General features: G+C 65.7%; 20 protein-coding genes. 14 read left to right on the top strand and 6 right to left on the bottom strand.

The genetic code is table 11. The features are described 5' to 3' along the window. The first annotated feature begins 88 nt into the window (after positions 1-88). The 3 genes from OKW27_RS20625 (at position 89) to OKW27_RS20615 (ending at position 4,681) form a co-directional block, all read left to right on the top strand. Positions 89-1,360 (top strand): YeaH/YhbH family protein, encoded by a 1,272-nt coding sequence (locus tag OKW27_RS20625; RefSeq protein ID WP_090805817.1) that lies wholly within the window; start codon positions 89-91, stop codon positions 1,358-1,360. A gap of 233 nt (positions 1,361-1,593) precedes the next feature. Beyond that, positions 1,594-3,117 carry a SpoVR family protein gene (locus OKW27_RS20620; protein WP_090805281.1) on the top strand — a complete coding sequence of 508 codons (1,524 nt, stop codon included), beginning with the start codon at positions 1,594-1,596 and terminating at the stop codon, positions 3,115-3,117. Between the two features lie 256 nt (positions 3,118-3,373). Then, positions 3,374-4,681: an MFS family transporter gene (locus OKW27_RS20615; protein ID WP_090805279.1), complete on the top strand. Its 1,308-nt coding sequence runs from the start codon at positions 3,374-3,376 to the stop codon at positions 4,679-4,681. Between the two features lie 103 nt (positions 4,682-4,784). Here OKW27_RS20615 and OKW27_RS20610 read toward each other — a convergent pair whose 3' ends face one another. Then, complete coding sequence (locus OKW27_RS20610) at positions 4,785-5,978, bottom strand: glycosyltransferase family 2 protein (protein ID WP_429334713.1); 1,194 nt, start codon at positions 5,976-5,978, stop codon at positions 4,785-4,787. Here OKW27_RS20610 and OKW27_RS20605 point away from each other — a divergent pair. Further along, the gene (locus OKW27_RS20605) at positions 5,977-6,192 is read left to right on the top strand and encodes a hypothetical protein (RefSeq protein ID WP_429334712.1); all 216 of its coding nucleotides are present in this window, start codon (positions 5,977-5,979) and stop codon (positions 6,190-6,192) included. The genes OKW27_RS20610 and OKW27_RS20605 overlap by 2 nt on opposite strands. 12 nt (positions 6,193-6,204) lie before the next feature. Here the strand turns inward: OKW27_RS20605 and OKW27_RS20600 are convergent, their stop codons facing one another. The 3 genes from OKW27_RS20600 to OKW27_RS20590 form a co-directional block, all read right to left on the bottom strand. Further along, positions 6,205-6,432 (bottom strand): hypothetical protein, encoded by a 228-nt coding sequence (locus OKW27_RS20600; RefSeq protein WP_429334711.1) that lies wholly within the window; start codon positions 6,430-6,432, stop codon positions 6,205-6,207. A gap of 77 nt (positions 6,433-6,509) precedes the next feature. After that, positions 6,510-7,439, bottom strand: a complete 930-nt coding sequence (locus OKW27_RS20595; protein WP_090805275.1) for a LysR family transcriptional regulator — start codon at positions 7,437-7,439, stop codon at positions 6,510-6,512. Positions 7,440-7,533: 94 nt separating this feature from the next. Continuing rightward, positions 7,534-8,931, bottom strand: coding sequence for a DHA2 family efflux MFS transporter permease subunit (locus OKW27_RS20590; RefSeq protein ID WP_222944762.1), 1,398 nt, complete (start codon positions 8,929-8,931; stop codon positions 7,534-7,536). Positions 8,932-9,082: 151 nt separating this feature from the next. Here OKW27_RS20590 and OKW27_RS20585 point away from each other — a divergent pair, with 151 nt between their 5' ends. Further along, on the top strand, positions 9,083-9,943 hold the full coding sequence (locus tag OKW27_RS20585) for a LysR family transcriptional regulator (RefSeq protein ID WP_429334710.1): 861 nt from the start codon (positions 9,083-9,085) through the stop codon (positions 9,941-9,943). Between the two features lie 41 nt (positions 9,944-9,984). On the opposite strand, the gene OKW27_RS20580 is transcribed toward OKW27_RS20585, so the two are convergent. Beyond that, the gene (locus OKW27_RS20580; RefSeq protein ID WP_090805270.1) at positions 9,985-10,422 is read right to left on the bottom strand and encodes a carboxymuconolactone decarboxylase family protein; all 438 of its coding nucleotides are present in this window, start codon (positions 10,420-10,422) and stop codon (positions 9,985-9,987) included. A 242-nt stretch (positions 10,423-10,664) separates the two neighbouring features. On the opposite strand from OKW27_RS20580, the gene OKW27_RS20575 reads away from it, so the two are divergent. The 6 genes from OKW27_RS20575 (at position 10,665) to OKW27_RS20550 (ending at position 17,248) form a co-directional block, all read left to right on the top strand. Beyond that, positions 10,665-11,723: an NAD(P)/FAD-dependent oxidoreductase gene (locus OKW27_RS20575; RefSeq protein ID WP_429334709.1), complete on the top strand. Its 1,059-nt coding sequence runs from the start codon at positions 10,665-10,667 to the stop codon at positions 11,721-11,723. 350 nt (positions 11,724-12,073) lie between these two features. Further along, a complete protein-coding gene (locus OKW27_RS20570; protein WP_429334708.1) occupies positions 12,074-14,047 on the top strand; it encodes a hybrid sensor histidine kinase/response regulator in 1,974 nt (657 codons plus the stop codon). Positions 14,048-14,167: 120 nt separating this feature from the next. Further along, entirely contained in the window at positions 14,168-15,364 is a 1,197-nt protein-coding gene (locus OKW27_RS20565) for an acyl-CoA dehydrogenase (RefSeq protein ID WP_429334707.1), read from the top strand. Between the two features lie 32 nt (positions 15,365-15,396). Further along, a complete protein-coding gene (locus OKW27_RS20560) occupies positions 15,397-16,002 on the top strand; it encodes an SAM-dependent methyltransferase (protein WP_090805264.1) in 606 nt (201 codons plus the stop codon). Beyond that, a complete protein-coding gene (locus tag OKW27_RS20555; RefSeq protein ID WP_090805262.1) occupies positions 15,999-16,664 on the top strand; it encodes a glycosyltransferase in 666 nt (221 codons plus the stop codon). Before OKW27_RS20560 ends, OKW27_RS20555 begins: the two co-directional genes overlap by 4 nt. A gap of 89 nt (positions 16,665-16,753) precedes the next feature. Further along, the gene (locus OKW27_RS20550; protein WP_090805813.1) at positions 16,754-17,248 is read left to right on the top strand and encodes a DUF421 domain-containing protein; all 495 of its coding nucleotides are present in this window, start codon (positions 16,754-16,756) and stop codon (positions 17,246-17,248) included. A gap of 52 nt (positions 17,249-17,300) precedes the next feature. Here the strand turns inward: OKW27_RS20550 and OKW27_RS20545 are convergent, their stop codons facing one another. Further along, a complete protein-coding gene (locus OKW27_RS20545) occupies positions 17,301-18,704 on the bottom strand; it encodes an MFS transporter (protein WP_184056642.1) in 1,404 nt (467 codons plus the stop codon). A gap of 229 nt (positions 18,705-18,933) precedes the next feature. Between OKW27_RS20545 and OKW27_RS20540 the strand changes: the two genes are divergently transcribed. From OKW27_RS20540 to OKW27_RS20530, 3 genes are all read left to right on the top strand, one after another. Next, complete coding sequence (locus OKW27_RS20540) at positions 18,934-19,077, top strand: hypothetical protein (RefSeq protein ID WP_184056639.1); 144 nt, start codon at positions 18,934-18,936, stop codon at positions 19,075-19,077. A 448-nt stretch (positions 19,078-19,525) separates the two neighbouring features. Then, on the top strand, positions 19,526-22,117 hold the full coding sequence (gene mprF / locus OKW27_RS20535; RefSeq protein WP_429334706.1) for a bifunctional lysylphosphatidylglycerol flippase/synthetase MprF: 2,592 nt from the start codon (positions 19,526-19,528) through the stop codon (positions 22,115-22,117). Beyond that, positions 22,114-23,379: a virulence factor family protein gene (locus OKW27_RS20530; protein WP_090805257.1), complete on the top strand. Its 1,266-nt coding sequence runs from the start codon at positions 22,114-22,116 to the stop codon at positions 23,377-23,379. The genes mprF and OKW27_RS20530 overlap by 4 nt, the downstream gene beginning before the upstream one ends. Positions 23,380-23,708 lie beyond the last annotated feature (329 nt).

Here is a 23,708-nt window from a genome sequence, read left to right as displayed (position 1 = left end):
AGCGTTGCACTGCGCGGCGGGCGTCTCGCGCACCCGAAATATTAGTGCGGCCGCAGGGAATCGCGGTTGCATGGACGGGAGACCGGGCGTGCTTCATCAAATCATCGACCGCAGGTTGGCAGGCAAGAACAAGAGTATTGCGAACCGTGAGCGCTTTTTGCGCCGCGTCAAAAACTATATTCGTCGTGCCGTTTCGGAGGCGGTGCGTGATCGCAGCATCAAGGACATCCAGAACACCCAGAGCATCACCATTCCGCGCAAGGACATCGCGGAGCCGTCGTTCCGTCATGGACCGGGCGGCCGGCGCGAGATGGTGCATCCCGGCAACTCGGACTACATCCGCGGCGACAAGATCAAGCGCCCGCAAGGCGGCGGTGGCGGTGGCGGAGGCAGTCAGGCCAGCAACGAGGGCGAGGGTCAGGACGACTTCGTGTTCGAGCTGAGCCGCGAAGAGTTCATGCAGTATTTCTTCGACGACCTCGAACTGCCGCGTCTCGTCAAGACCCATCTGATGGCCGTGCCGACGTGGAAAAGCGTCCGCGCGGGCTGGGCCGCGGAGGGCACGCCAAACAATATCGACGTGGTGCGCTCGTTGCGCAGCGCGCTCGGCCGGCGCATCGCGCTCGGCGCGCCGCTCGTCAACCAGCTGCACGAAATGGAGCGGCAACTGGAAGAGTTGAAGGCCGATCCCGCCGATCGCCGCGACGAGATCAAGCTACTCGAAGACGACATCCACCATCTGAAAGGACGCATCTGGCGGATTCCGTTCATCGATCCGTTCGATCTGCGCTACGTGAATCGCGTGAAGCAGCCTACGCCGTCGAGCCAGGCGGTGATGTTTTGCCTGATGGACGTGTCCGGTTCGATGGACGAGCAGCGCAAGGATCTCGCGAAGCGCTTCTTCATCCTGCTGTACCTGTTCCTGAAGCGTAACTACGAGCGCATCGAAGTCGTGTTCATCCGCCACCACACGCGCGCCGAGGAAGTCGACGAAGACACGTTTTTCCACTCGACCGAAAGCGGCGGCACCGTGGTGTCGAGCGCGCTCGAGCTGATGCGCAAGGTGATGGACGAGCGCTACTCGCCGACTGAATGGAACATTTACGGCGCCCAGGCGTCCGACGGCGACAACTGGACCGACGACTCGCCGAAGTGCCGCAAAATACTCTCGGATGACATCCTGGAGAAGGTGCGGTATTTTGCGTATATTCAGGTGACGCCCGAAGAGCAGAATCTGTGGCTCGAATACGCGCAACTGGCGCTGTCGCAACCGCACATGGCGATGAAGAAGGTCGAAACCGCGGCCGATATTTATCCGGTGTTTCGCGAGCTGTTCGAGAAGCAGGCGGCGACTTCTTGATGGGATGCTGGTGGCGCACGAAGCGCCTGAACGACGAAGCGCGCGGCGATTCGTACGACAAGGGGCGACCCGCCGTATGACCGCGCCGCAGCGCAACAAAGGCGTGCCGCAGCGACAGTCGGGGCATGCCGAGGCAGGAGCGGCCAGCACGGGAGCCGCTCACGCCGGAGCAGTCCGCGATGCTGCAGCACGGGACACACCGGAACGCCCAACGAGGGCAAAGGGAAGTCCGTATGAACGTAGCCGATAGACGGCCTCTGCCGTGCCCGTCCGACTGGACCTTCGACTTGATCGAAGAGTACGACTCGCATATTGCCCGTGTTGCGGAGCAATACGAGCTCGACGTATATCCGATCCAGCTCGAACTCATCAGCGCCGAACAGATGATGGATGCCTATGCGTCCGTCGGCATGCCGGTGAACTACCGTCACTGGTCGTTCGGCAAACATTTCCTTGCTACCGAAAAAAGCTATCGCCGCGGCCAGATGGGGCTCGCGTACGAGATCGTCATCAATTCGAACCCCTGCATCGCCTATCTGATGGAAGAGAACACGATGACGATGCAGGCGCTCGTCATCGCGCATGCGGCCTACGGTCACAACTCGTTCTTCAAGGGCAACTATCTGTTCGGCTTATGGACGGACGCGCACGCGATCATCGACTACCTCGTCTACGCAAAGAATTACATCGCGGAATGCGAGGAGCGCTATGGGCTCGATCGCGTCGAGGAATTGCTCGACTCGTGCCACGCGCTGATGAATTACGGCGTGGACCGCTACAAGCGGCCGCAGAAGCTGTCGCTCCAGAAGGAGTTCGCCGCGCGTCGCGAACGTGAGGCGTATCTGCAGTCGCAGGTCAACGAGTTGTGGCGCACGTTGCCCACGCGCCATACGCCGCTGCCCGAAGAGGTCGAGGGGCGCTATCCGCCCGAGCCGCAGGAAAACCTGCTGTATTTCGCGGAGAAAAACGCGCCGCTGCTCGAAGCGTGGGAGCGCGAGGTGATCCGGATCGTGCGCAAGATCGGTCAGTACTTCTATCCGCAGCGGCAGACCCAGGTGATGAACGAAGGCTGGGCGACGTTCTGGCACTACACGCTGCTCAATACGATGTACAACCAGGGCAAGCTCGAAGACGGCTTCATGATGGAGTTTCTCCATTCACACAGCAACGTCGTCTATCAGCCGCCGGTCACGAAGCCGTATTACAGCGGCATCAATCCGTATGCGCTGGGCTTTTCGATGATGAGCGATATCCGGCGCATCTGCGAAGCGCCTACCGACGAAGACCGCAAGTGGTTTCCGAATCTGGCCGGCAGTCCGTGGCTGCCCGCGATGCACTACGCGATGCGCAACTTCAAGGACGAGAGCTTCATCGCGCAGTATCTGTCGCCGCATCTGATCCGCGAAATGCGCCTGTTCTCGGTGCTCGACGACGACATGCGAGACGCGCTCGAAGTGTCGGCGATTCACGACGATAGCGGCTACCAGTACGTGCGCCAGGCGTTGTCGCGGCAGTACGACATGCATCACCGCGAGCCGAACATTCAGGTGTGGGCCGTCAATACACGCGGCGATCGCAGCCTGACGTTGCGGCATTTCATGAGCGATAACCGGCACCTGTCGTCGGATAGCGAAGAGGTGCTCAAGCACATGGCGCGCTTGTGGCAGTTCGACGTGTACCTCGAGAGCGTCGACGAAAACGGTACCGTCAGAAAACGCTACGACTGCCGGTATATGCCGCCGTCCGTAAGAATATGAGCGCCGCCTGACTCCCGCCTGAGCGGTCCGTGTCGCCCGTCAAGCCCCTGCCAGTTCCCAACTGGCAGGGGCTTCGTTCTTCTGGTGCGCAAATCCGGCCGAGCCGGGGCTTTCATCAGGCCACGCTGACAAAAAACCTTCCCGTGCTTTCATTTATGTAAAATTCGCGCACCCGCGACGGCCGCTCAGGCTGGGCGCGCGACATCAAGGCGGCGCCACGACCGTCCTCCTCGTTTAAATAAGGAAAGACACCAGCATGAACGACCAAACCGAACAATACGTCGTGGCCTCGGCGCACGACACACGGCGCCGCATTTTTGCAATCGTCGGCGCTTCATCGGGCAATCTCGTCGAGTGGTTCGACTTCTATGTGTATTCGTTCACGGCGCTTTACTTCGCGCCGTCGTTCTTCCCGAGCGGCAACACGACCACGCAGTTGCTGAACACGGCCGGCGTGTTCGCCGCGGGCTTCCTGATGCGGCCGATTGGCGGCTGGTTCTTCGGGCGGCTCGCCGACAAACGTGGTCGCCGCACCGCGATGATGGTGTCGGTATTCATGATGTGCGGCGGCTCGCTGGTGATCGCGATGTTGCCCACCTACGCGCAGATCGGCGCGCTCGCGCCGGCGTTGCTGCTGCTCGCGCGGCTGTTGCAGGGGCTGTCGGTGGGCGGCGAATACGGCACCAGCGCGACCTATATGAGCGAAGTCGCGTTGAAGGGCCGGCGTGGCTTTTTCGCGTCGTTCCAGTATGTCACGCTGATCGGCGGCCAACTGTGCGCGCTGCTCGTGCTCGTGACCCTGCAACAGACGCTGACGACCGAAGAGCTGAAGGCGTGGGGCTGGCGTGTGCCGTTCGTGATTGGCGCCTTCGCCGCGTTGATCGCGCTCTATCTGCGTAAATCCCTTGATGAAACCACCACCGCGGCGATGCGCCAGCGCAAGGAAGCGGGCACGCTGCGCGGGCTGTGGGAGCACAAGAGCGCGTTCATGACGGTGCTCGGCTTCACGGCCGGCGGCTCGCTGATCTTCTATACGTTCACCACCTACATGCAAAAGTACCTGGTCAACACGGCCGGCATGCACGCGAAGACCGCGAGCTCGGTGATGACCGCCGCGTTGTTCGTCTACATGCTGATGCAGCCGGCGTTCGGCGCATTGTCGGACCGCATCGGGCGGCGCCGCTCGATGCTGTGTTTCGGCCTGTTCGCGACGCTCGGCACGGTGCCGCTGCTGCATGCGCTGAAAGACGTGACGAGCCCGTATGCGGCCTTCGCGTTGGTCGTGGTGGCGCTCGCGATCGTCAGCTTCTATACGTCGATCAGCGGCCTGATCAAGGCGGAAATGTTTCCACCGCAAGTGCGTGCGCTTGGCGTAGGGCTGTCGTATGCGCTCGCCAATGCGATCTTCGGCGGCTCGGCGGAGTATGTCGCGCTGTGGCTGAAGTCCGCCGGTGTCGAGACGATGTTCTTCTGGTACGTGACGGCGCTGTGTGCACTCGCGGGTATCGTGTCGCTGCGCATGCGCGATCCCTCGTCGGAAGGGTATCTGCGGCACGAGCCGTGAACCGCTAGTCGGGCACGGCGAAACGTCGTGCCGCGGTGGCAGCGTTCAGGCGGCGGCCCAGGGCAACCGGGCCGCCGTTTTTCATGGCATCGACGTTTGCGCGTCAATCCGCAAGCGAGGAGCAGCGCGCCTCGCTCAACTGACGACGATCCGTCTCCCCCACGCATGCAGCAGGTCGCGCAAGCTCTCGGCCTGTTCCATCGTCGACGAACTCATCGACCCTCGCGGCCTCATTCACCGTGGCCGCGCCAACCGCCGCGACCGTCGCCATCGACGGCGTCGCCGCTACGCCGGCGACAGCATCGGCCGCGGCGCGCGGCATCGGCAGACGGCCACGCCAGGCCGCGCGCGCCAGCATCAGCAGATGGTAGTAAAGCCGCGCGCTAAAGCCGTAGTTGTAGGCGAACAGATGCGCGCGCGCGATGCGCCAGCCCGCGCGCGCCTCGCCGTTTCTCGCGTGAATCGACACCACGATCGGTACGAGCCGCCGCAGCGCCTGCCGCCGCGACGGTTCGAGCGGCGCCGGCAGACGCAGCGACTTCACGAACGCATAGGCGCTCAACGTTGCGGCCATGCTCGTGCCGCGCGTGCTGTGCGAGACCGACGTCGCGGTCTTCCGATACACCGACACATAGTCGTGCAGATAAAACACCTCGCGCGCGGCCAGGCATAGCTCGGTGCCGAACACGTAGTCGCAGCAGACGCCATACCGCGCGTCGTAGCCGACCCGCTTGACGAGCCGCGCGTCGGCCATCCAGCCGTTGTTCGGAAACATCTGGATCAGGCCGGTGCGGCCCGCGAGCGGCTGGAGACCCTCGCGGGCCTGAGTGCGCCGGAACGCCTCGTTCAGGCGCGCGCTCGCGGCGAGATCGATCGCGCCATCGTGATCCGCTTCGTATTGCGCACCGAATGCCGCATCGAGCCGCGGATAGCGCTGCCATAACGACACGAGTTTGTCGACGGCGTCGCTCGTCAGCAGATCGTCGTCGTGGATCAGCAGGATCTTGTCGCCGCGCGCCCGCTCGAACAGGCTCGACACATTGCGCGCCTGGCCAAGCGGCGGCTCGTGCTTCTCGTAGCGCACGCGCGGCTCGTCGCGGTAACGCTGCAAGATCAGTTGCCGCGAGCGCGCGTCCGTCGAATCGTCGCCAATCACGATTTCGACATGCGGATAGCTTTGCGCGAGGCACGAGTCGATGCATTCGATCAGCAGGTCGGGACGATTGCAGGTGGGCACGCAGATGGACACATGGGCGAGCGCCGCACGGGCGAGGGGAGAACTTGACGCGTTGGACATGATGACGCCTTTTATCGATCGGAAGCGGCAAAAACCGGCGGAAAGCGGCAGCCGGTTCGCAGGGCGCACACCTTGCTGCAAGCAGCAAAATAGTCCAAGGCGTCAAAAAATATTCGGTAAAAATGAGGAAGAAATGTTTGCTTACAGAAAGGTGCTGGAAGGGAAAAGTGATGCGGCCCGGGTGCGCGACGCAGCCAGGGCCGCTCTGATATAGGGTTCTATTTTTTCAACCGACTGACGGTTCGCCCTCGCCGGGCTTTTTGCCCGGACGGTCCGCCGGAGACTGCTTGTGACCTTCGTCGTGGCGCGCGGGCATCTTGCTCTTCGCGTTGTCGCTATGCACGGCGCGGTGCGGATGCGCGGAATTCTCGGTCTGGGCGCTGGCCTCGCTTTTCGATTCGTTGTCGGCCGCGCTTTTTGCTTCGCCTTGGGATTTTTCCGTCGTTTTGCTCATCGCTGCTCTCCTGGAGGGAAGACAAACCTCCGGCAGCAAGAGGCGGACCCGGGCGGGAGCAAACAGACGTTCCGCGCTCAGGCAACCGCGTGGCGCGGCCTGCCGCCCGTCAGCGACATGATGAAGTCGAGAAACACGCGCACCTTGGCCGGCGGATGGTGCCGCGACGGATACAGCGCATACAGCGGGTACACCTCGTCGCCCCAATCCGGAAAGAGCTCGATCAGCTTGCCGCTCGTAAGCAGCGACTCCGCGCCGAGCGCGAGAATCTGCGCGATGCCCTGGCCCGCGATGCATACGCTATGCAGCGTGCCGACGTCGTTGACGGTCAGCCGCCCCTGCGGCGTCAGCGCGAGCTGCTTGCGGCCGCGATGGAATTCCCAGCTGAACGGATAACCGGTGAGCGGATCGCGAAACTTGATGCAGATATGCCGGCCGTCTTCGAGCTCGCCCGGATTCGCCGGCTTGCCATGCTTCTTCAGATACGACGGCGCCGCGACGGTCAGGATGCGCGTATCGAGCAGCTTGCGGGCGACGAGCGTCGACACCGGCGGGTCGCCGAAGCGGATCGCGACATCGAAGCCGTCCCCGACCATGTCGCCCAACTGGTCGCGCGTGACGAGTTCGAGCTGCAGGTCCGGATGTTTGTCGATGAAGCCGCCGAGGCGCGGCCCGAGCACGAGCCGCGAAAAGAACGGGTCCATGTTGACGCGCAGACGGCCCCGCACCGCGGTTGCGCCGTGCGCGGCGGAGGCGGCGGCTTCCTCGAGTCCGCCGAGCAGCGGCACGATCTGCTCGTAGAAACGCCGGCCTTCGTCGGTCAGCGTGACCGAGCGCGTGGTGCGGTCGAACAGACGAATGCCGAGGCGTGCTTCGAGCCGGGCGACCGAGCGGCTTACGCCCGATTGCGACATGTCGAGCGCTTCACCGGCGGCCGCGAAACTGCCGCAATCGACGATCGCAGTCAGGACGCCCATGCCGTTCAGCACGCGCTCATCAAATGGCATCGGGGCTCCCTGCCTGGTAGCCATGGATGCCCGACATGCTAACGCCAAGACCTTTCGAATGCATGCGCCGGCACGCGATGAAACGCGTCGGGTCTCAACGCGCCGCGCTCGGCGCAGCCTGGCCGCGAATCACGCGCGTGCCCGACGGGTCGTCGAGGTGGCGGAAGATCCACGCGGACACGAGCGTGATCGCGCCGACGCACACGAATGCGAGCCGGAAGCCGAGCGCCGCCGACCATTGCGCCGCGAACAGATTGACGAGCCCGCCGCCGATCGACACGCCAAGCCCGATCGCAAGCATCTGCACCATCGAGAACAGGCTATTGCCCATGCCGGCGTCTTCGTGCGACAGGTCCTTCAGCGTGACACTGTTCATCGCCGCGAACTGCATCGAGTTGGCCGCGCCGAACACCGCGAGGATCGCGATTTCGATCACGAGCGGCGTGCCGAGCGAAATCAGCGAGAACGCGACGATCGCCGAGCCGACGATGACCGTGTTGACGAGCAGGAAGGTGTCGTAGCCGTAGCGGCGCACGAGCGGCGCGATCCAGCGTTTCGCGAGCGTGCCGGCGAGTGCCGCGGGCAGCATCATCAGACCCGAGTGCAGCGGCGAGTAGCCGAGCTGCAATTGCAGCAGCAGCGGCACGAGGAACGGCACCGCGCTCGAACCGACCCGGCATACGAGGTTGCCGATCAGGCCGACGCTGAAGTTCGGCTCGCCGAACAGCGACAGCTTGAACAGCGGATCGCGGCGGTTTCTGGCGTACGGAATGTAGGCGAGCGCGCTGGCGACGGCCAACGCGAACAGCCCCGCCGACCACGCCGCGCGATGCGAAGGGACCGGCGCGTCGATCGCGAGCGAAAACGCGATCATGCACGACGACAGCAGGGCGCAGCCGATCACATCGAACGGCGGCGCCTGCGCCTCGTCATGCGAGGGCAGAAAGCGGTGCACCGCGTACAGACCGAGCGCGCCGATCGGCACGTTGATCAGAAAGATCCAGTGCCACGTGATCGCCTGCACGAACCAGCCGCCGAGCGTTGGCCCGGCGATCGGGCCGAGCTGCCCCGCGATCGATATGAACGCGAGCGCCGACACGTATTGCTCGCCCGACACGCTGCGCAGCACCGCGAGGCGTCCGATCGGCAGCAGCATCGAGCCGCCGAGGCCTTGCAGCACGCGCGCCATCACGAGTTGGCCGAGCGTGTGCGCGCTCGAGCAGCAGATCGAGCCGAGCACGAACACGAGAATGGCGGCGAAATAGACGCGGCGGGTGCCGAAGCGGTCGGCAAGCCAGCCGGAGGCGGGCGTCAGCATCGCCATCGTCAGCGTGTAGGCGACGACGACCGGTTGCATCGCGAGCGGCGCGACGCGCAGGCTGTTCGCGATCGACGGCAGCGCGGTGTTGACGATCGTCGTGTCGAGCGACTGCATGAAGAAGCCGGCGGCGACGATCCATAGTAGGGCGGTTTGAGAGGAATCCTTGGTCATGTTTTCGACAGTGGGCGCGGCGGCGGCAAAGCGCCGCCAGAGCGGGGCCAGGCGGAATTCCGTCATCTTATTGACATCCTCGTCAATCGGGAACCCCACTAAGCCCGCTGACTGTTATCGACATTGCCGATAAGCAGCGCGACAATCACGCATGCTCAATCCAATCTGGCTCAAGACCTTCTCGACCGTCGCGGCTTGCCATAGCTTCACCGAAGCGGGGCGGCGGCTCGACCTGACGCAGTCGAGCGTCAGCGAACATATCCGGCGCCTCGAACAGAGCGTGGGCCGGCGCCTGTTCGTGCGCGACACCCATTCGCTCGCGATGACACCCGACGGCGAAGCGATGCTCGCGCATGCGAGCGTGATCCTGCAGGCGCTGTCGCGCGCGGAATCGCAGTTTCGCGCGCCGCGTCTGAGGGGGCGCGTGCGGCTCGGCTCGTCGGACGACATCGCGCTCGGCCCGCTCCCCACCGTGCTCGCGGCGTTTCGCAACGCGCATCCCGACGTCGAACTGGAAATCACGATCGGCATGACGGGCAGGCTCTACGAGTTGCTCGACGCGGGCGCGATCGATCTGCTGGTCGGCAAGCGCCGGCTCGGTGACCGGCGCGGCGTGCCGCTCTTCACCGGGCGCCTCGAATGGCTCGCGCGGACCGGCACGCTCGTCGATCTGAGTCGGCCGCTGCCGCTGATTCTGGTCGCCGAGCCGAGCGTGACGCGCGCGGTCGTGCTCGATGCGCTCGCCGAAGCCGGCGCGAGCTGGCAGATCGTCTGCACGAGCAGCAGTCATTCCGGCTGTATCGCGGCCGCGCGCGGCGGACTCGGCATCACCGTGCGGCCGCAGTATCTGGCCGCGCGCGGCCTCGCGCCGCCGTTGAATGCGGCCGGACTGCCGACGCTGCCGTCGGTGGAATTCATCGCGCTGGCGGCGAAGCGCTTGAGTCGCCCGGCGGGCACGCTGCTGCAGTTGCTGCATGACAGCGATCTGCGTGGGTCGTGGATCGGGGAGTGAGGCGGGCAGTGCGTCGCCTCATGCTGCCGTTATGCCGCCGCTCAGGCCGGCATCTTCCGGAACGAGATCGCGAAGCGGTTCCATGCATTGATCGCCGAGACGAGCAGCGTCAGGTCGACCAGTTCCTCGTCGCTGAAACGCGGCCGCACTGCCTGCCATACCGCGTCGGGCACATGATCGTGGGACACCAGCGTGAGCGCTTCGGTCCACTCGAGCGCCGCGCGTTCGCGGTCCGTGAAGAACGGCGTTTCGCGCCACACGACGACGGTCGCGAGACGCCGCTCGGTTTCGCCGCCCTTGCGCGCGTCCGCCGTATGCATATCGACGCAATACGCGCAGCCGTTGATCTGCGACGCGCGCAACCGCACCAGTTCGGTCAGCGATTTTTCGAGCGACGATTTGCCGATGCGCTCTTCGACGCCGAGCAGCGATTTGATCGCGGCGGGATTGGCTTTGTAGAAGTCGAGACGTTGTTCCATGATGGGCTCCTGGGCGGGTTTGACGATGCGATGCATCGGACAGGTGTTAGCTTAGTCCGTCGTTTGGATCATAAGAATGGCCGATTCCAGGTATTTTCAGGTAGCCACTTTCGGGCGTTGAGCGGGCACGCCCAGCACCCTTACCGTCGACGATGGCATCGTTGCCGCGTGCGGGCCGATTCGGTATGGTGGGTCATCGACGCTTCCATTGCGCCTTTCACCGTGATCCGGAGACCTGCCCCATGACCGTTGCCGCCGACCCGTCCGCTGTGCCCACCTCGCCGATCCGCACCGATGTCCTGATCGTCGGCGCCGGTCCCGTGGCTCTGTTCGCGGCATTCGAGGCCGGCGTGATCGGCCTCACCTGTCAGATCGTCGACATACTCGGACGGGTCGGCGGCCAATGCATCGAGCTGTATCCCGACAAGCCGATCTACGATATCCCCGCGATTGCGTCGTGCACCGCGCGCGAACTGGTCGAGCGACTGGTCGCGCAGTGCAAGCCGTTCGATGTGCCGATTCATCTGGAACAGCGCGTCGACACGGTCGAGCAGCGCGACGACGGACGCTGGACCGTGCGCACGCAGCGCGGCCTCGTGTTCGACGTCGCGGCGATCCTGCTCGCCGCCGGTAACGGCGCGTTCGTCCCGCAAAAGCTCCCGCTCCCCGAGGCCGTGCCGCTGGAAAAGCGCTACGTGCACTACAGCGTGCCGCGCCTCGCCGATTTCGCCGACAAAAACGTGGTCGTCGCGGGCGGCGGCGATTCGGCGCTCGACTGGGCGCTGGCACTACGCAAGGTCGCGCGGCGCGTGACCCTCGTGCATCGGCGCGCCGGCTTCAGCGCGGCCGATTCGAGCGTCGAGCTGATGCGGCGCGCGGTCGACGCTGGCGAGATGGACTTCGTCGTCGGCGGGATCGCGGCGCTCGATGTGGAAGACGGCACGCTGCGTTCGCTGACGCTGCGGCAGGTCAACGGCGAGACACAGCTCGAAGCCGAACATCTGATCGCGCTGTATGGACTCGTCGCCGATCTCGGACCGATCGCGCAGTGGGGACTGACGCTTCATGGCGGGCGCGTCGACGTTGATACTTCGAACTACGAAAGCTCGCGGCCGGGCATCTTCGCCGCCGGCGACATCGCGAACTATCCGAACAAGCAGAAGCTGATCCTGTCGGGCTTTCACGAGGCGTCGCTCGCGCTGCGCAAGGCGTACGCGTACGCGTATCCCGACAGGAAACGCGTGCATGTCCATTCGAGCTACGACGCGAAGCTCGCGGAAAAGATCGGCGCGGCGGCTTGACGGGCGCGCCAGCGCAGCAGCAGTTTCGATTGGCGACGTGTGCCGATTCTCAGCGGCCGATCGCGCAGCCCGCCGCGTCGTGAATACCTTTTTCAATTGACACGCCTGTTTTTGCCAACGAAGGGCAAAACGGAAAGCCGAAACCGCAGCGCGGCGACGTTTTCCGTCATGACCCGCTAGCTATCGCGAGGCTCGCCGTTATAAGCTTGGCGCCTTGTCAGCCGGCGCGCGCGCGCCCTTGGCGACGCATCCCGGCCCCTCCGTGGGCCGCGCAAGCGCTTGCGCGACGGCTTCGCCGCCGGCCAGGCGCGAGGCTTGCTTAAAACGAAAGTTCCAATGACGTGTCCGCCATGACCCAGCTCGAAGCTTCTTCTTCCCACGACCACGCCGAGCGCGTTCGAGTGCAGGCCGAGGCCGCGCCGTCGGCGCCCGTCGGCATCGATTATTTGTCGCTCGTGCAGGCGATTTCGGACTACGCGATCTTTCTGCTCGATGCGAAGGGCAACATCGTCAGCTGGAATGCCGGCGCGCAGAAGCTGAAGGGCTACACGGAAAGCGAGATCGTCGGCCAGCATTTCTCGCGCTTCTATACCGAGGAAGCCGTCGCGCGCGGCTGGCCGACCTACGAGCTGGAACAGGCGGCGCTGACCGGCCGTTTCGAAGATGAAGGCTGGCGCGTGCGCAAGGACGGCACGACGTTCTGGGCGAACGTCGTGATCACCGCGATACGCAACGAGAAGGGCGCGGTCACGGGCTTCGCGAAGATCACGCGCGACCTGACCGCGCAGCGCGAATACCTCGAAGCGCTGCGCCAGAGCGAGGAGCGCTTCCGTCTGCTCGTCGATAGCGTGAAGGACTACGCGATCTTCATGCTCGATCCGCAAGGCTTCGTCGTCAGTTGGAATTCGGGCGCCGCGCGCATCAAGGGCTATACGCACGACGAAATCGTCGGCCGGCACTTCTCGCAGTTCTATGTGCCCGAGGAGGCCGCGGCCGGCAAGCCCGCGCGCGAGCTGGCGATCGCGCGCCAGATCGGCGCCGTCGAAGACGAAGGCTGGCGCATGCGCAAGGACGGTTCGACGTTCTGGGCCAACGTGATCATCACGGCCGTCTATGACGAATCGCGACGCTTGCGCGGCTTCGCCAAGGTCACGCGCGATTTGACCGAGCGGCGCCGGCGCGAGGAACTGGAGCGCTCCGGGGAGCGCATGCGCGAATTTCTCGCGACGCTCGCGCACGAACTGCGCAATCCGCTCGCGCCGGTGCGCAACGCGGTCGGCACGATGCAGATGGAAACCGATCTGAGCCCGGTGGTCGCGCGCGCGCGCGATCTGATCGATCGCCAGGTCACCCACCTGACGCGACTCGTCGACGATCTGCTCGATATCGGCCGCATCATGTCCGACAAGGTCGAACTGCGTATTGCGCGCGTCGATCTCGCCGAGCTCGTCGCGCGCGCGATCGAAGCGGCGCGGCCCTTCACCGACTCGCGCGAGCAGCGCGTGGTCGCGCATGTACCCGACGCTCCCGTGATGATTCGCGGCGACATGACGAGGCTCGTGCAGGTCCTGCAAAACCTCCTGCACAACGCGTCGAAGTTTTCGCCGAACGGCAGCGCGATCGAGATGCAGGGACGTGTGGACTTCCGTATGGCGGTGCTCGAAGTGCGCGACCCCGGCTGCGGCATTCCGGTGCGCTCGCTCGACAAGATCTTCGAACTGTTCGCGCAGGAGAAGGAAGGGCAAAATTTCGGCGAGGGCGGCCTTGGGATCGGCCTGACGCTGTGCAAGTCGCTCGTCGAAATGCATGGTGGCAGCATCGTCGCGAGCAGCGAAGGACTGGGACTCGGCAGCACGTTCACGCTGAGTCTGCCGCTCGCTTCCGCGCAGTCCGACACCGCGGAGAGCGGCACGATCGATGCCGCGCCCCACGTGCAGCCGCTGCGCATTCTCCTCGTCGACGACAATCGCGATTCGGCCGACAGCCTCGCGATGCTGCTCGAACTGAAGGGCCACGAGGTGCGTATCGCCTACGAGGGCGAGCAGGCCCTGCATATCGCTCCGCGCTTCTCGCCGCATCTCGCGCTGATCGACCTCGCGATGCCGAAGATGGATGGCTATGCGACGCTCGCGGCGATGCGCGCGCGGCCCGAGATGTCGCGCACGATGTACGCGGCGATGACGGGTTTCGGCCATGCGAGCGATCTCGATCGAACTCGCCACGCGGGTTTCCATGCGCACCTCGTGAAGCCGGTCGAGATGGCGGTCCTCGACGCGTTGCTCGTGAAGGCGGATGGACGTCTGAGCCGAAGCGGCGGGACGTAGCCGCTGTTTCGCTGCGCGGCTGCCTCGCCAGCCGGGGCACGGTGTTTGCTGCGACTCTGCATACGTTCCAGTCCGCCGCCGCCTGGCGGGCCGTGGATCTAACCGGTGCAGGGAGGCACGATGCTCGACACGCGCGACCACGCGGCCAGCTTCAAGGCCCAGTCACGGCAGGTCTCAAATCAACACGGTGGCCGCGCACTACGCGCGAGCGCCCGCGCGCCGCAGCCCGGCAAGCCTGCTATCTCGCTCGACGATTTTCTGCGCGACGCGCGTTTCGATGCGAACGATCCCGCTGCCCTCGGAGCACTGCTCGCTGATCTGATCGAGCGCGGCTACGATCGCGCGCCGACCTTGCCATGGCCGGGGCATGGGGAGACGCTGGTGCGCTGGCGCGCGCTGGCCGCCGTCGCCGCATGCGACCTCGGCCTCGTCAAACTGTTCGAAGGCCATACCGATGCGCTTGCGATTCTCGCCGAGCTCAATGGTCCGCTGCCGCCCGCGGCAAGCCGCTGGGGCGTGTGGGCCGCCGAGGCGCCGCACGCGCGGGTGCGCGCCATCGACGAAGGAATCCGGACCGTTGCCGGCGAGGGCGCGCAGGTGCGCCTGTCCGGCACCAAAGCCTGGTGCTCCGGCGCGCAGGCGCTCACCCATGCGCTCGTGAGCGCATGGCGCGACGACGAGCCCGTGCTCGCGGCGCTCGCGCTGGATCAGAGCTCGATCTCGATCGATACATCGAAGTGGCAGGCCGTCGGCATGCAGGCGACCGCGAGCGCGGATGTCACGTTCAAAGACACCGTGGCGACGCTCGTCGGCGCGCCGCATGCGTATCTGCGCCGCGCGGGCTTCTGGCATGGCGGCGCCGGTATCGCCGCGTGCTGGTACGGCGCGGCCGCGCAAATCGCGCGCACGCTGCGCGACGCGTGCGCCCGGCACGCGGACGCGCATCGGCTCGCTCATCTCGGTGCGACCGATGTCGCCTTGCAGTCGGCCGCCGCGCTGCTGCGCGAAACCGCCGCGTGGATCGACGCGCAGCCGTCGGCCGATGCAGCGACGCGCGTGTTGCGCGCGCGTCTGGCCGTCGAGCAGGCCGCGAGCGCCGTGATCGAGCACGCGACACGCGCGCTCGGCGCGGGCCCGTTGTGCCGCGACGCACGCTTCGCGCGGGCGCTCGCCGACCTGCCGGTGTTTCTGCGGCAGAGCCACGCGGAACGCGACCTCGCAGCGCTCGGCGAACGGCTCGTCGAGGCCGCTGACACGACTGCCGCGCCGGCATCGCATCAGGCGTCTTCGCAAACACTCGCGCCGTGGACGCCATGACTTTTTCCCCCTGCCTTGGGAGGATCGCTGAGATGAACTCGACGGCGCCGTACTTCGATGAACTCTACCGACGCAGCGACGATCCGTGGCGTTTGCGCGAAGGCTGGTACGAACGCCGCAAGCGTTCGCTGACGCTCGCGTTGCTGCCGCGGGCGCGCTATCGCAACGCGTTCGAACCGGGCTGCGCGAACGGCGAGTTGACGGCCGGGCTCGCGACGCGCTGCGACGCGCTGCTCGCCGCCGATCTGCACGCGCGCGCCGTCGAGCTTGCGTGTGAACGCGTGGCGGGCGCATCGAACGTGCGGATCGAGCAGCGCAGGGTGCCGCGCGACTGGCCGACGGAGCACGGGCCGTTCGATCTGATCGTGATCAGCGAGTTCGCGTACTACCTCGACGCGGCCGAGCTCGAAACGCTGGCCGCGCGCATCGCCGGGTCGCTGACGCCGGACGGCACGCTGCTCGCCTGTCATTGGCGCCGGCCGTTCGCCGAAGCGCGCGAATCCGCCGACCATGCGCACGCGCTATTCGATGCACGCTGCGGTCTCGCGCGTCTCGCGCATCACGACGAAGCCGACTTGCTGATCGACGTGTGGTCGCGCGACGCACGTTCGGTCGCCCAGCGCGAGGGGCTTCTATGATCGGCGTGATCGTTCCGGCGCATAACGAAGAGACGTTGCTCGCACGCTGCCTCGCGGCCTTGCTCGAAGCGTCGCGACACGAAGCGCTCGCCGGCGAGGAGGTGCGGATCGTCGTTGCGCTCGACGCGTGCAGCGATTTCAGCGGGGCGATCGCGCGCGCTTACGGCGTGCAGACGCTGACGCTGAAGGCGCGCAACGTCGGGATCGCGCGAGCGCTCGGCGCGTCGCTTCTGCTCGCGCACGGCGCGCGCTGGCTGGCGTTTACCGATGCCGACAGCCGCGTGTCGCCCGGTTGGCTGGCCGCGCAACTGGCGCTCGGCGCCGATGCGGTGTGCGGCTCGATCGCCGTCGACGACTGGAGCGCGCATCCGCACAGCGTGCGCGAATATTTTCGCAAGACGTATGTCGACGCCGACGGACATCGGCATGTGCACGGCGCGAATCTCGGCGTTTCCGCCGACGCCTATCGGCGCGCGGGCGGCTTTCCGCCGCTCAAGTGCAGCGAGGATGCCGCGCTCGTCGATCGCCTGATCGCGACCGGCGCGCGCATCGCGTGGAGCGCCGCGCCGCGCGTGACCACGAGCGCGCGCACCGTGGCCCGCGTGAGCGGCGGTTTCGGCGATACGCTCATTTCGTGGGCGACGGACGGCGCGCTGGCCTGAGCGACGGCGACGCGTCGCGGGCTCGTCTCGCTCGCAACTATCCGGACACCAGAACATTCGCACGGCAATCCGCCGCGGGGAGGACGAACATGATGGACGCGTTTTTCGTTCTATTCGGCCAAGGCAGGGAGCTCGATCCGTTGCAGATGGGTATGCGCTCGATCGCCGTGTTCGTGATCGCGCTCGCGCTGATCCGTGTATCGGGGCGCCGTTCATTCGGGCAGCGCTCGCCGTTCGATTCGGTCGTCGTGATTCTGCTCGGCGCGACGCTGAGCCGCGCGATCGTCGGTGCGTCGCCGTTTATCGCGACCGTCGTCGCGTCGTTCGCGATCGTCGTGTGTCACCGGGTGCTCGCGTGGTCGTTCATACGCTCGCGCCGCTTCGAGCTGCTGGTGGGCGGCGCCGAGCGCGAGGTGTTCAGCGACGGCAAGTTCCACGCGAACGAAATGCACGCGGCGCTCGTCACGCGCACCGACATCGAGGAAAGCGTGCGGCAGAAAACCGGCTCGCGCTCGATGGACGACGTGGCCGCCGCGATTCTCGAACGCAATGGCGAAGTGAGCGTGATTCGCAAGCGCGCGTGAGCGCCCGAACCCGTGAAGAGCGGGGCGCTCGCGCGGGGACACGGCAGCCGGCTCAGCCGCGCCCGCCTCGCGAAATCTCCGCGCCCGCGCCGCGCGGCAGGCGCAGCGTGACCGGAATCGACGCGAACGAGCATAGCCCGACCACGAGAAACGCGGGCCAGAAATCCGACCAGGTGATGCTCGGATGCCCATGCAGCGCGCGCGAAATCTGCAGCACGATGCCGCCGACCGTCACGCCGAGGCCGAGCGACATCTGCTGCACGACGCTGCCGAGGCTCGTCGCGCGGCCGACGTCGCGGCTCGCGATCTCCGCGTAGGTCAGCGAATTGAGGCTCGTGAACTGCAACGCGGGGAAGAAGCCGCCGAGCAACACGACGACCCAGATGATCCACGTCGGCGTGTGCGGGAAAAACAGCCCGCACGCGGCGATCGAAATGCCCGATAGCGCGGCGTTGAACACCAGCACCTGGCGAAAGCCGAAGCGGCGCAGCACCGTGGAGGCGATCGTGCGCATGAACATGCCGCCGAACGCGGACGCGCAGGTGATCAGCCCCGATTGGAACGCGCTCATGCCGTGACCTTCCTGCAGCAGCAGCGGCAGCAGGAACGGCAACGCGCCGAGACCGATGCGAAATAGCGAGCCGCCGAGCACGCTCGCCTGGAAAGTCGGCACCTTGAAAAAACGCAAATCCAGAAGCGGCAGTGCGACGCGCTGCGCATACGCGACGTAGATCGCGAGCAGCGCCGCGCCGAGCGCGCACATGCCGAACGCGTCCGTATTCGAAATCAGTTCGCCGCCGACCAGCGACAAGCCGAGCAACAGCAGCACCGCGCCCGCCGCCGACAGCAGGAAGCCGATCCAGTCGAGCGGGCCGGGGTCGGGCTCGCGCGTATTGGCGATATAGCGATTGGTCAGATAGATGCCGAGAATGCCGATCGGCACGTTGATGAAGAAGATCAGCCGCCAGTGCAGATACGTGGTGATGAAGCCGCCGAGCAGCGGACCGGCGGCGGGGCCGAGCATTGCGGGCACGCTCAGGTAATTCATCGCGCGGATGAAGTCGGCTTTCTCCACCACGCGAAAGATGATGATGCGCCCGACGGGCACCATCATCGCGCCGCCGACGCCCTGGATGAAACGCGCAACCGTGAAAGTGGCAAGCGAGTTCGACGCGGCGCACAACAGCGAGCCCGTCACGAAGACGCCGATCGCGGTGCGGAATACCGTGCGCGCGCCGAACTTGTCGGCGAGCCAGCCGCATACCGGGATGAACACGCCGAGCCCGAGCACGTAGCTTGTTACCGCGATTTTCAGCGTGACCGGATCGCGCCCGAAATCGCGTGCCATGGCCGGCAGCGCGGTGACGATCACGTTGGCGTCGACGCTTTCCATGAACATGGCGCACGCGACGATAAGAGGCGCAATCAGAGCTTTTTGGGTCTGGGCGACGGTCATATCGGCGAGCCTGCGGCGAAGCGTCGCAGGCAAAGGGGTCATTATTGCACCTGTACGGTGCGGATTGTTAATACCTGCACGACCGATGCGGCCCCTTTACGAATTTTCCGTATCCGGTATGCGACGTTGGCATCGCGACGTCGCCAAAAAATATTGTTTTGTTGCGCTGCGGCACGAGATCGCTATAATCGGGTTATTCCGTAGGTATAAACCCTGATAAGGAGTCGCCATGAACACCGCATCGAATGCCGTCCGTTCCACCCCCGCTGCCAACACGTTCTTCGGCAAGCTGCGCGCGCTGGCGCTGCATGCGCTGAACCTGCATCTGCAGAACTGCGCAGTGATCGCCGAAGCGTACCGTCGCCCGAACTAAGCGCGAGTTTCCCGCGCGGGCCCCGCAAGCCCCAGCTGTCGTGTCAATGCCCGCTCGAGTAGCGGGCATTGTGCTTTCTGGCCCCGCCAAGCGGAGCACGTTCAGCGAGTCGGCTCCCCAGTCCCACCAGATAGACGCCCGCCGTCAGCCAATTCCGGGCTGCCATCGCCGTTTCCCTTCCTGATATCGTGCTTCCGCTCCTGATTACGGCACGCCCAGCCGTGATCCTGATGCCGCGGTTGCGCCGGCCCGATGCCTCGCATCACGCGAGGAAGCATTACAATCGCGCGCTTTTGACACGCGACGCGCAAGTGAACCGACGGCAAAATTGCTAATGCTGTCAACCTTTTGCACGTTTTGCCGTTATCACTTTGTAATCGCCGCCACAGGCGATACCGCGCGTGACGACCCGTCGCCGCGACCGCTCCTCGCAAGGCCCGCATTGACCATGTTCCACCGACTTCAACACAGCTTCGAGCGCCTCCCGGCGCTGCTCGGCCGTGCATCGAAAGCGCTTGGCAGCCGGGGCCTTCTGTCGCCCGTGCTCGCGCTCGTCATTTGCGGGTTGCTGCTGGTCGTGCTGCAGCATCTGTCCGAGGCAGTGAATTACCGTTCGGTGATCCGCGAACTGCGCCAGCTGTCGGCGCGCGAGTGGATCGGTGCGCTCGGCGCGACCGCGCTCAGCTACGTCGCGTTGGTCGGGCGCGACGCGGTCGGCCTGCGCTATCTCGGCGTGAGCGTGCCGCGCGCGGCGCTGTGGGTCGGCGCGACGGCCGGTTCGGCGCTCGGCAATGCGACCGGTTTCGGCGCGCTGACGGGCGGAGCGGTGCGCGCGCGCGTGTACGGCGTCGCGAACATCACGCCCGCGCAGATCGGCCGCATGACGGTGTTTACGAGCGTGTCGCTCGCGCTCGCCCTCGTCTTGATGACCGCGCTGGGCATGGTCTGCATGGCGGGCCAGCTCGCGCCGATGCTGCATCTGCCGCCAGTCGCGCTGCGCTGGAGCGGCGCTGCGCTGCTGCTCGGGCTGGCGCTCGCCGCGGCCGCGTGCCGTCGGCAAACCCGGCCGATCCGCACGCGCTGGCAGTGGCTCTCGTTCGATATTCCCGCGCGCCGCGATCTGCTCGCGCAGGTTGCGCTGGCGGTGCTCGACGTGGTCGCCGCGGGCCTCGCGTTGTGGGCATTGCTGCCGCATGCGAACGTGAGCTTCGTCGGCTTCATCACCGTCTACGCGGCCGCGATGCTGCTCGGCCTGATTGGCCATACGCCTGGCGGCGTCGGCGTGTTCGAAGCGGCGATGGTGTTCACGCTGAGCGGCAGCGTGCCGATGCATCAGATGGTCGCCGCGCTGCTCGCGTATCGCGCGATCTATTTCGGCGTGCCGCTGATCGTCTCCGCGGCGCTGCTCGCGGGTTTCGAGGGGCGCGCGCTGAAGAATCGTCTGTCGATGTTGCAGGCGCAGCGCGTGTCGGAACTCGCGCCGCTGTTTCTGAGCCTCGTCACGTTCGTGGTCGGCGGCATGCTGGTCATTTCGAGCGCGACGCCGGCGTTCTGGCAGCGCATTCATATGCTGCGCGACCTGGTGCCGCTGTGGGTGCTCGAAAGCTCGCAGATGCTATGCAGCGTGCTCGGCGTGCTGCTGCTGTTCGTCGCGCGCGGCCTGCTGCGGCGGCTCGATGCGGCATGGTGGATGACGCTCGCGCTCGCGTTGCTGAGCCTCGCGCTGTCGCTGACCAAGGGTCTCGCGTTCGTCGAAGCCGGTGTGCTCGGCATGCTGATCGTGCTGCTGCTCGCGACGCGCAAGCGCTTCAACCGTCATTCGTCGCTGTTCGCGGAGCGTTTCACGGCCGGCTGGCTCGTGTCGGTCGCGATGGTGCTGATGCTCGCGACGTGGATCATGCTGTTCGCTTTCCGTGACGTGCCGTACACGGGCGATCTGTGGTGGCAATTCGCGTTCGACGAGCGCGCGCCGCGCGCGCTGCGCGCGACGCTCGCCGCGAGCGTGTTCGCCGCGACCTTCTCGTTCTGGCAATTGCTGCGTCCGGCGCCGGGCCGCTTCGTGAAGCCGGCGCCCGAAGATCTGCACGACGCCGCGCGCATCGTGCGCGCGCAGGAACGCAGCGATGCCGGTCTCGCGTTGATGGGCGACAAGAGCTTCCTGTTTTCGGAGTCGCGCGAAGCGTTCCTGATGTACGCGAAATACGGCCGCACGTGGGCCGCGTTGCACGATCCGGTGGGGCCGCGCGAAGAGTGGGCGGGTCTCATCGGCAAGTTCGTCGCGCTCGCGCATGCGCATGGCGGTCGCGCCGCGTTCTACCAGGTGCGCGCGAATGCGCTGCCGCTGTATCTCGACGCTGGCCTCACGCTGATGAAGCTCGGCGAGGAAGCGCACGTCGTGCTCGACGACTTCGATCTGAAGGGCTCGCATCGCGCGCATCTGCGCTATGCGCTCAAGCGCGGCGAGCGCGACGGCTTTAGCGTCGAAGTGATCGATCAGGCCCATGTGCCGGCCTCGCTCGAAACGCTGCGCGGCATTTCCGACGGTTGGCTCGACAGCCGCGACGCGCGCGAGAAGAGCTTCTCGGTCGCGGCTTTCCATGACGAATACCTGGCCGCGCAGTCGGTGATGCTGGTGCGCCAGAACGGCGAGCCGGTCGCATTCGTGACCTTCATGACGACCGATATGAATACCGAGGCGACCGTCGGCGTGATGCGTCACGTCGAAAGCGCGTCGCCGTATGCGATGGAATATCTGTTCACGCAGCTCGCGCTGCATCTGAAACAGGCGGGCTTCCGCTCGCTCAGTCTCGGCATTGCGCCGCTCTCCGGCGTGCAGCCGACGCCGCTCGCGTCGCGCTGGCATCGGCTGGCCGGCATCGTGTGGCGCTTCGGCGGCCGCTTCTACAACTTCCGCGGACTGCGTGCTTTCAAGAGCAAGTTCCAGCCGCGCTGGGAGCCGCGTTATCTCGCGGCATCCGGTTCGGGCGTGTTCTTCACGCTCGCGGACCTGTCGCTGCTGGCAGGAGGCCGGCGTTCATGACATTGCATCCGTTGTTCCGGCTCGCCGTCGCGGCGAGCGTTCTGAGTTGCGGCGCGCTCGCGCACGCGGCCACCATCACCGTGCCCGGCGGCCGCTATGGCGACGTGCGCGTGACGCAGCCCGAGGGGCCGCTGCGCGGCTTCGTCGTGCTGTATTCGCAGGCAAGCGGCTGGAGCGCAGCCGATCAGCAGAGCGCCGATGCGCTCGCGAAAGCGGGCGCGATGACGGTCGGCGTCGATACCGCGCACTACGCGGCCAACCTTGCCGCGAAAAAGGAAACCTGTCATCAGCTGGTGGGCGATGCCGAGGCGCTCAGCCATCAGCTCGAACGGCAGTCGCAGTCGAGCCGCTACTTCGCGCCGATCGTCGCGGGTACGGGGCAGGGCGCGACGCTCGCGATGCACGTGCTCGAGCAGGCGCCGTCCAATACGATCGCGGGCGCGGTGTCGGTCGACGCCGATCACACGCTGGACGCGCGCTTCGAACCGTGTCCGCCCGACCCGACCGTGATTCGCGACAAGGTGCCGGGCTTCGTCGAAAAGGCGAGCACGGGCAATGCCGATCGCGCGCGTCTCGTTGCATTGCTGACGCCGCATCTGCAGCCGGTCTCGATCAGCGCCGACGACGTGTCCGACCTGCCGCTGATCGAATTGCCGGCCGCGCATCCGAACGGCTTGATGGCGATCGTGATTTCCGGCGATGGCGGCTGGCGCGATCTCGACAAGACGATCGCGCAGGCACTGCAGAAAGATGGCGTGTCGGTGGTCGGCTGGGACAGCCTGCGTTATTTCTGGAGCGAGAAGCCGCCCGCGCAAACGAGCCGCGATCTCGCGCGGGTGATGCAAACCTATGGCGAGCGCTGGCACGCGCAGCATATCGCGCTGATCGGCTATTCGTTCGGCGCCGACGTGCTGCCGTTCGCGTATAACCGCCTGCCGCAGGCGCAGCGCGATAAGGTGTCGCTGATTTCGCTGCTCGGCTTCGCGCCCGACGCCGATTTCCAGATCCGCGTCGGCGGCTGGCTCGGCATGCCCGCGAGCGACAAGGCGCTGAATGTGCGCCCCGAGTTGGCGCATGTGCCGCCGTCGATCGTTCAATGCTTCTATGGCGAGAGCGAGACCGACACGCTGTGTCCGGCGCTCGACAAGACCGGCGTCGACGTCATCCGCACGACCGGCGATCATCACTTTGGCCGCGATTACAACGCGCTCGAGCAACGCATTCTCGCGGCATTCAAAAAGCAGAGCGGCGTGCGCGATTGATGTCGGTGTTGGCCGTCTCAGCGGGGCGCGCTTGCCGGTGCGCCCCGTTTTTCTTGGTGCGCCAGGCATGGCGCGTAGCGCCGTGACTGGCGCTGTCCGACCCGCTGTGGTGGCGAGCCGGATGACTTGGGGGTGAAAGTCCTCTGCACACCCGGCAAGGGGAAGTGCTAGCTGAACGGCAAGGGTGTCCGTCGTAAGGCGGAATCTGAAGGAAGCCGCAGGCAAAATGCTGGCCTGACGAACAGGAAGCGGATATCAGGCGGTGTGGCGGGGTGAGCAGTCCAAGATCTGTAAAGCCCAATACTTGCACGGAACGCCACGACGTAGAT

This window comes from Paraburkholderia sp. 35.1 (assembly GCF_050436525.1).
GTDB lineage: Bacteria > Pseudomonadota > Gammaproteobacteria > Burkholderiales > Burkholderiaceae > Paraburkholderia > Paraburkholderia tuberum.
Note: the sequence above shows the minus strand (reverse complement) of the source record. Positions and strands in the feature narration are given on the sequence as shown.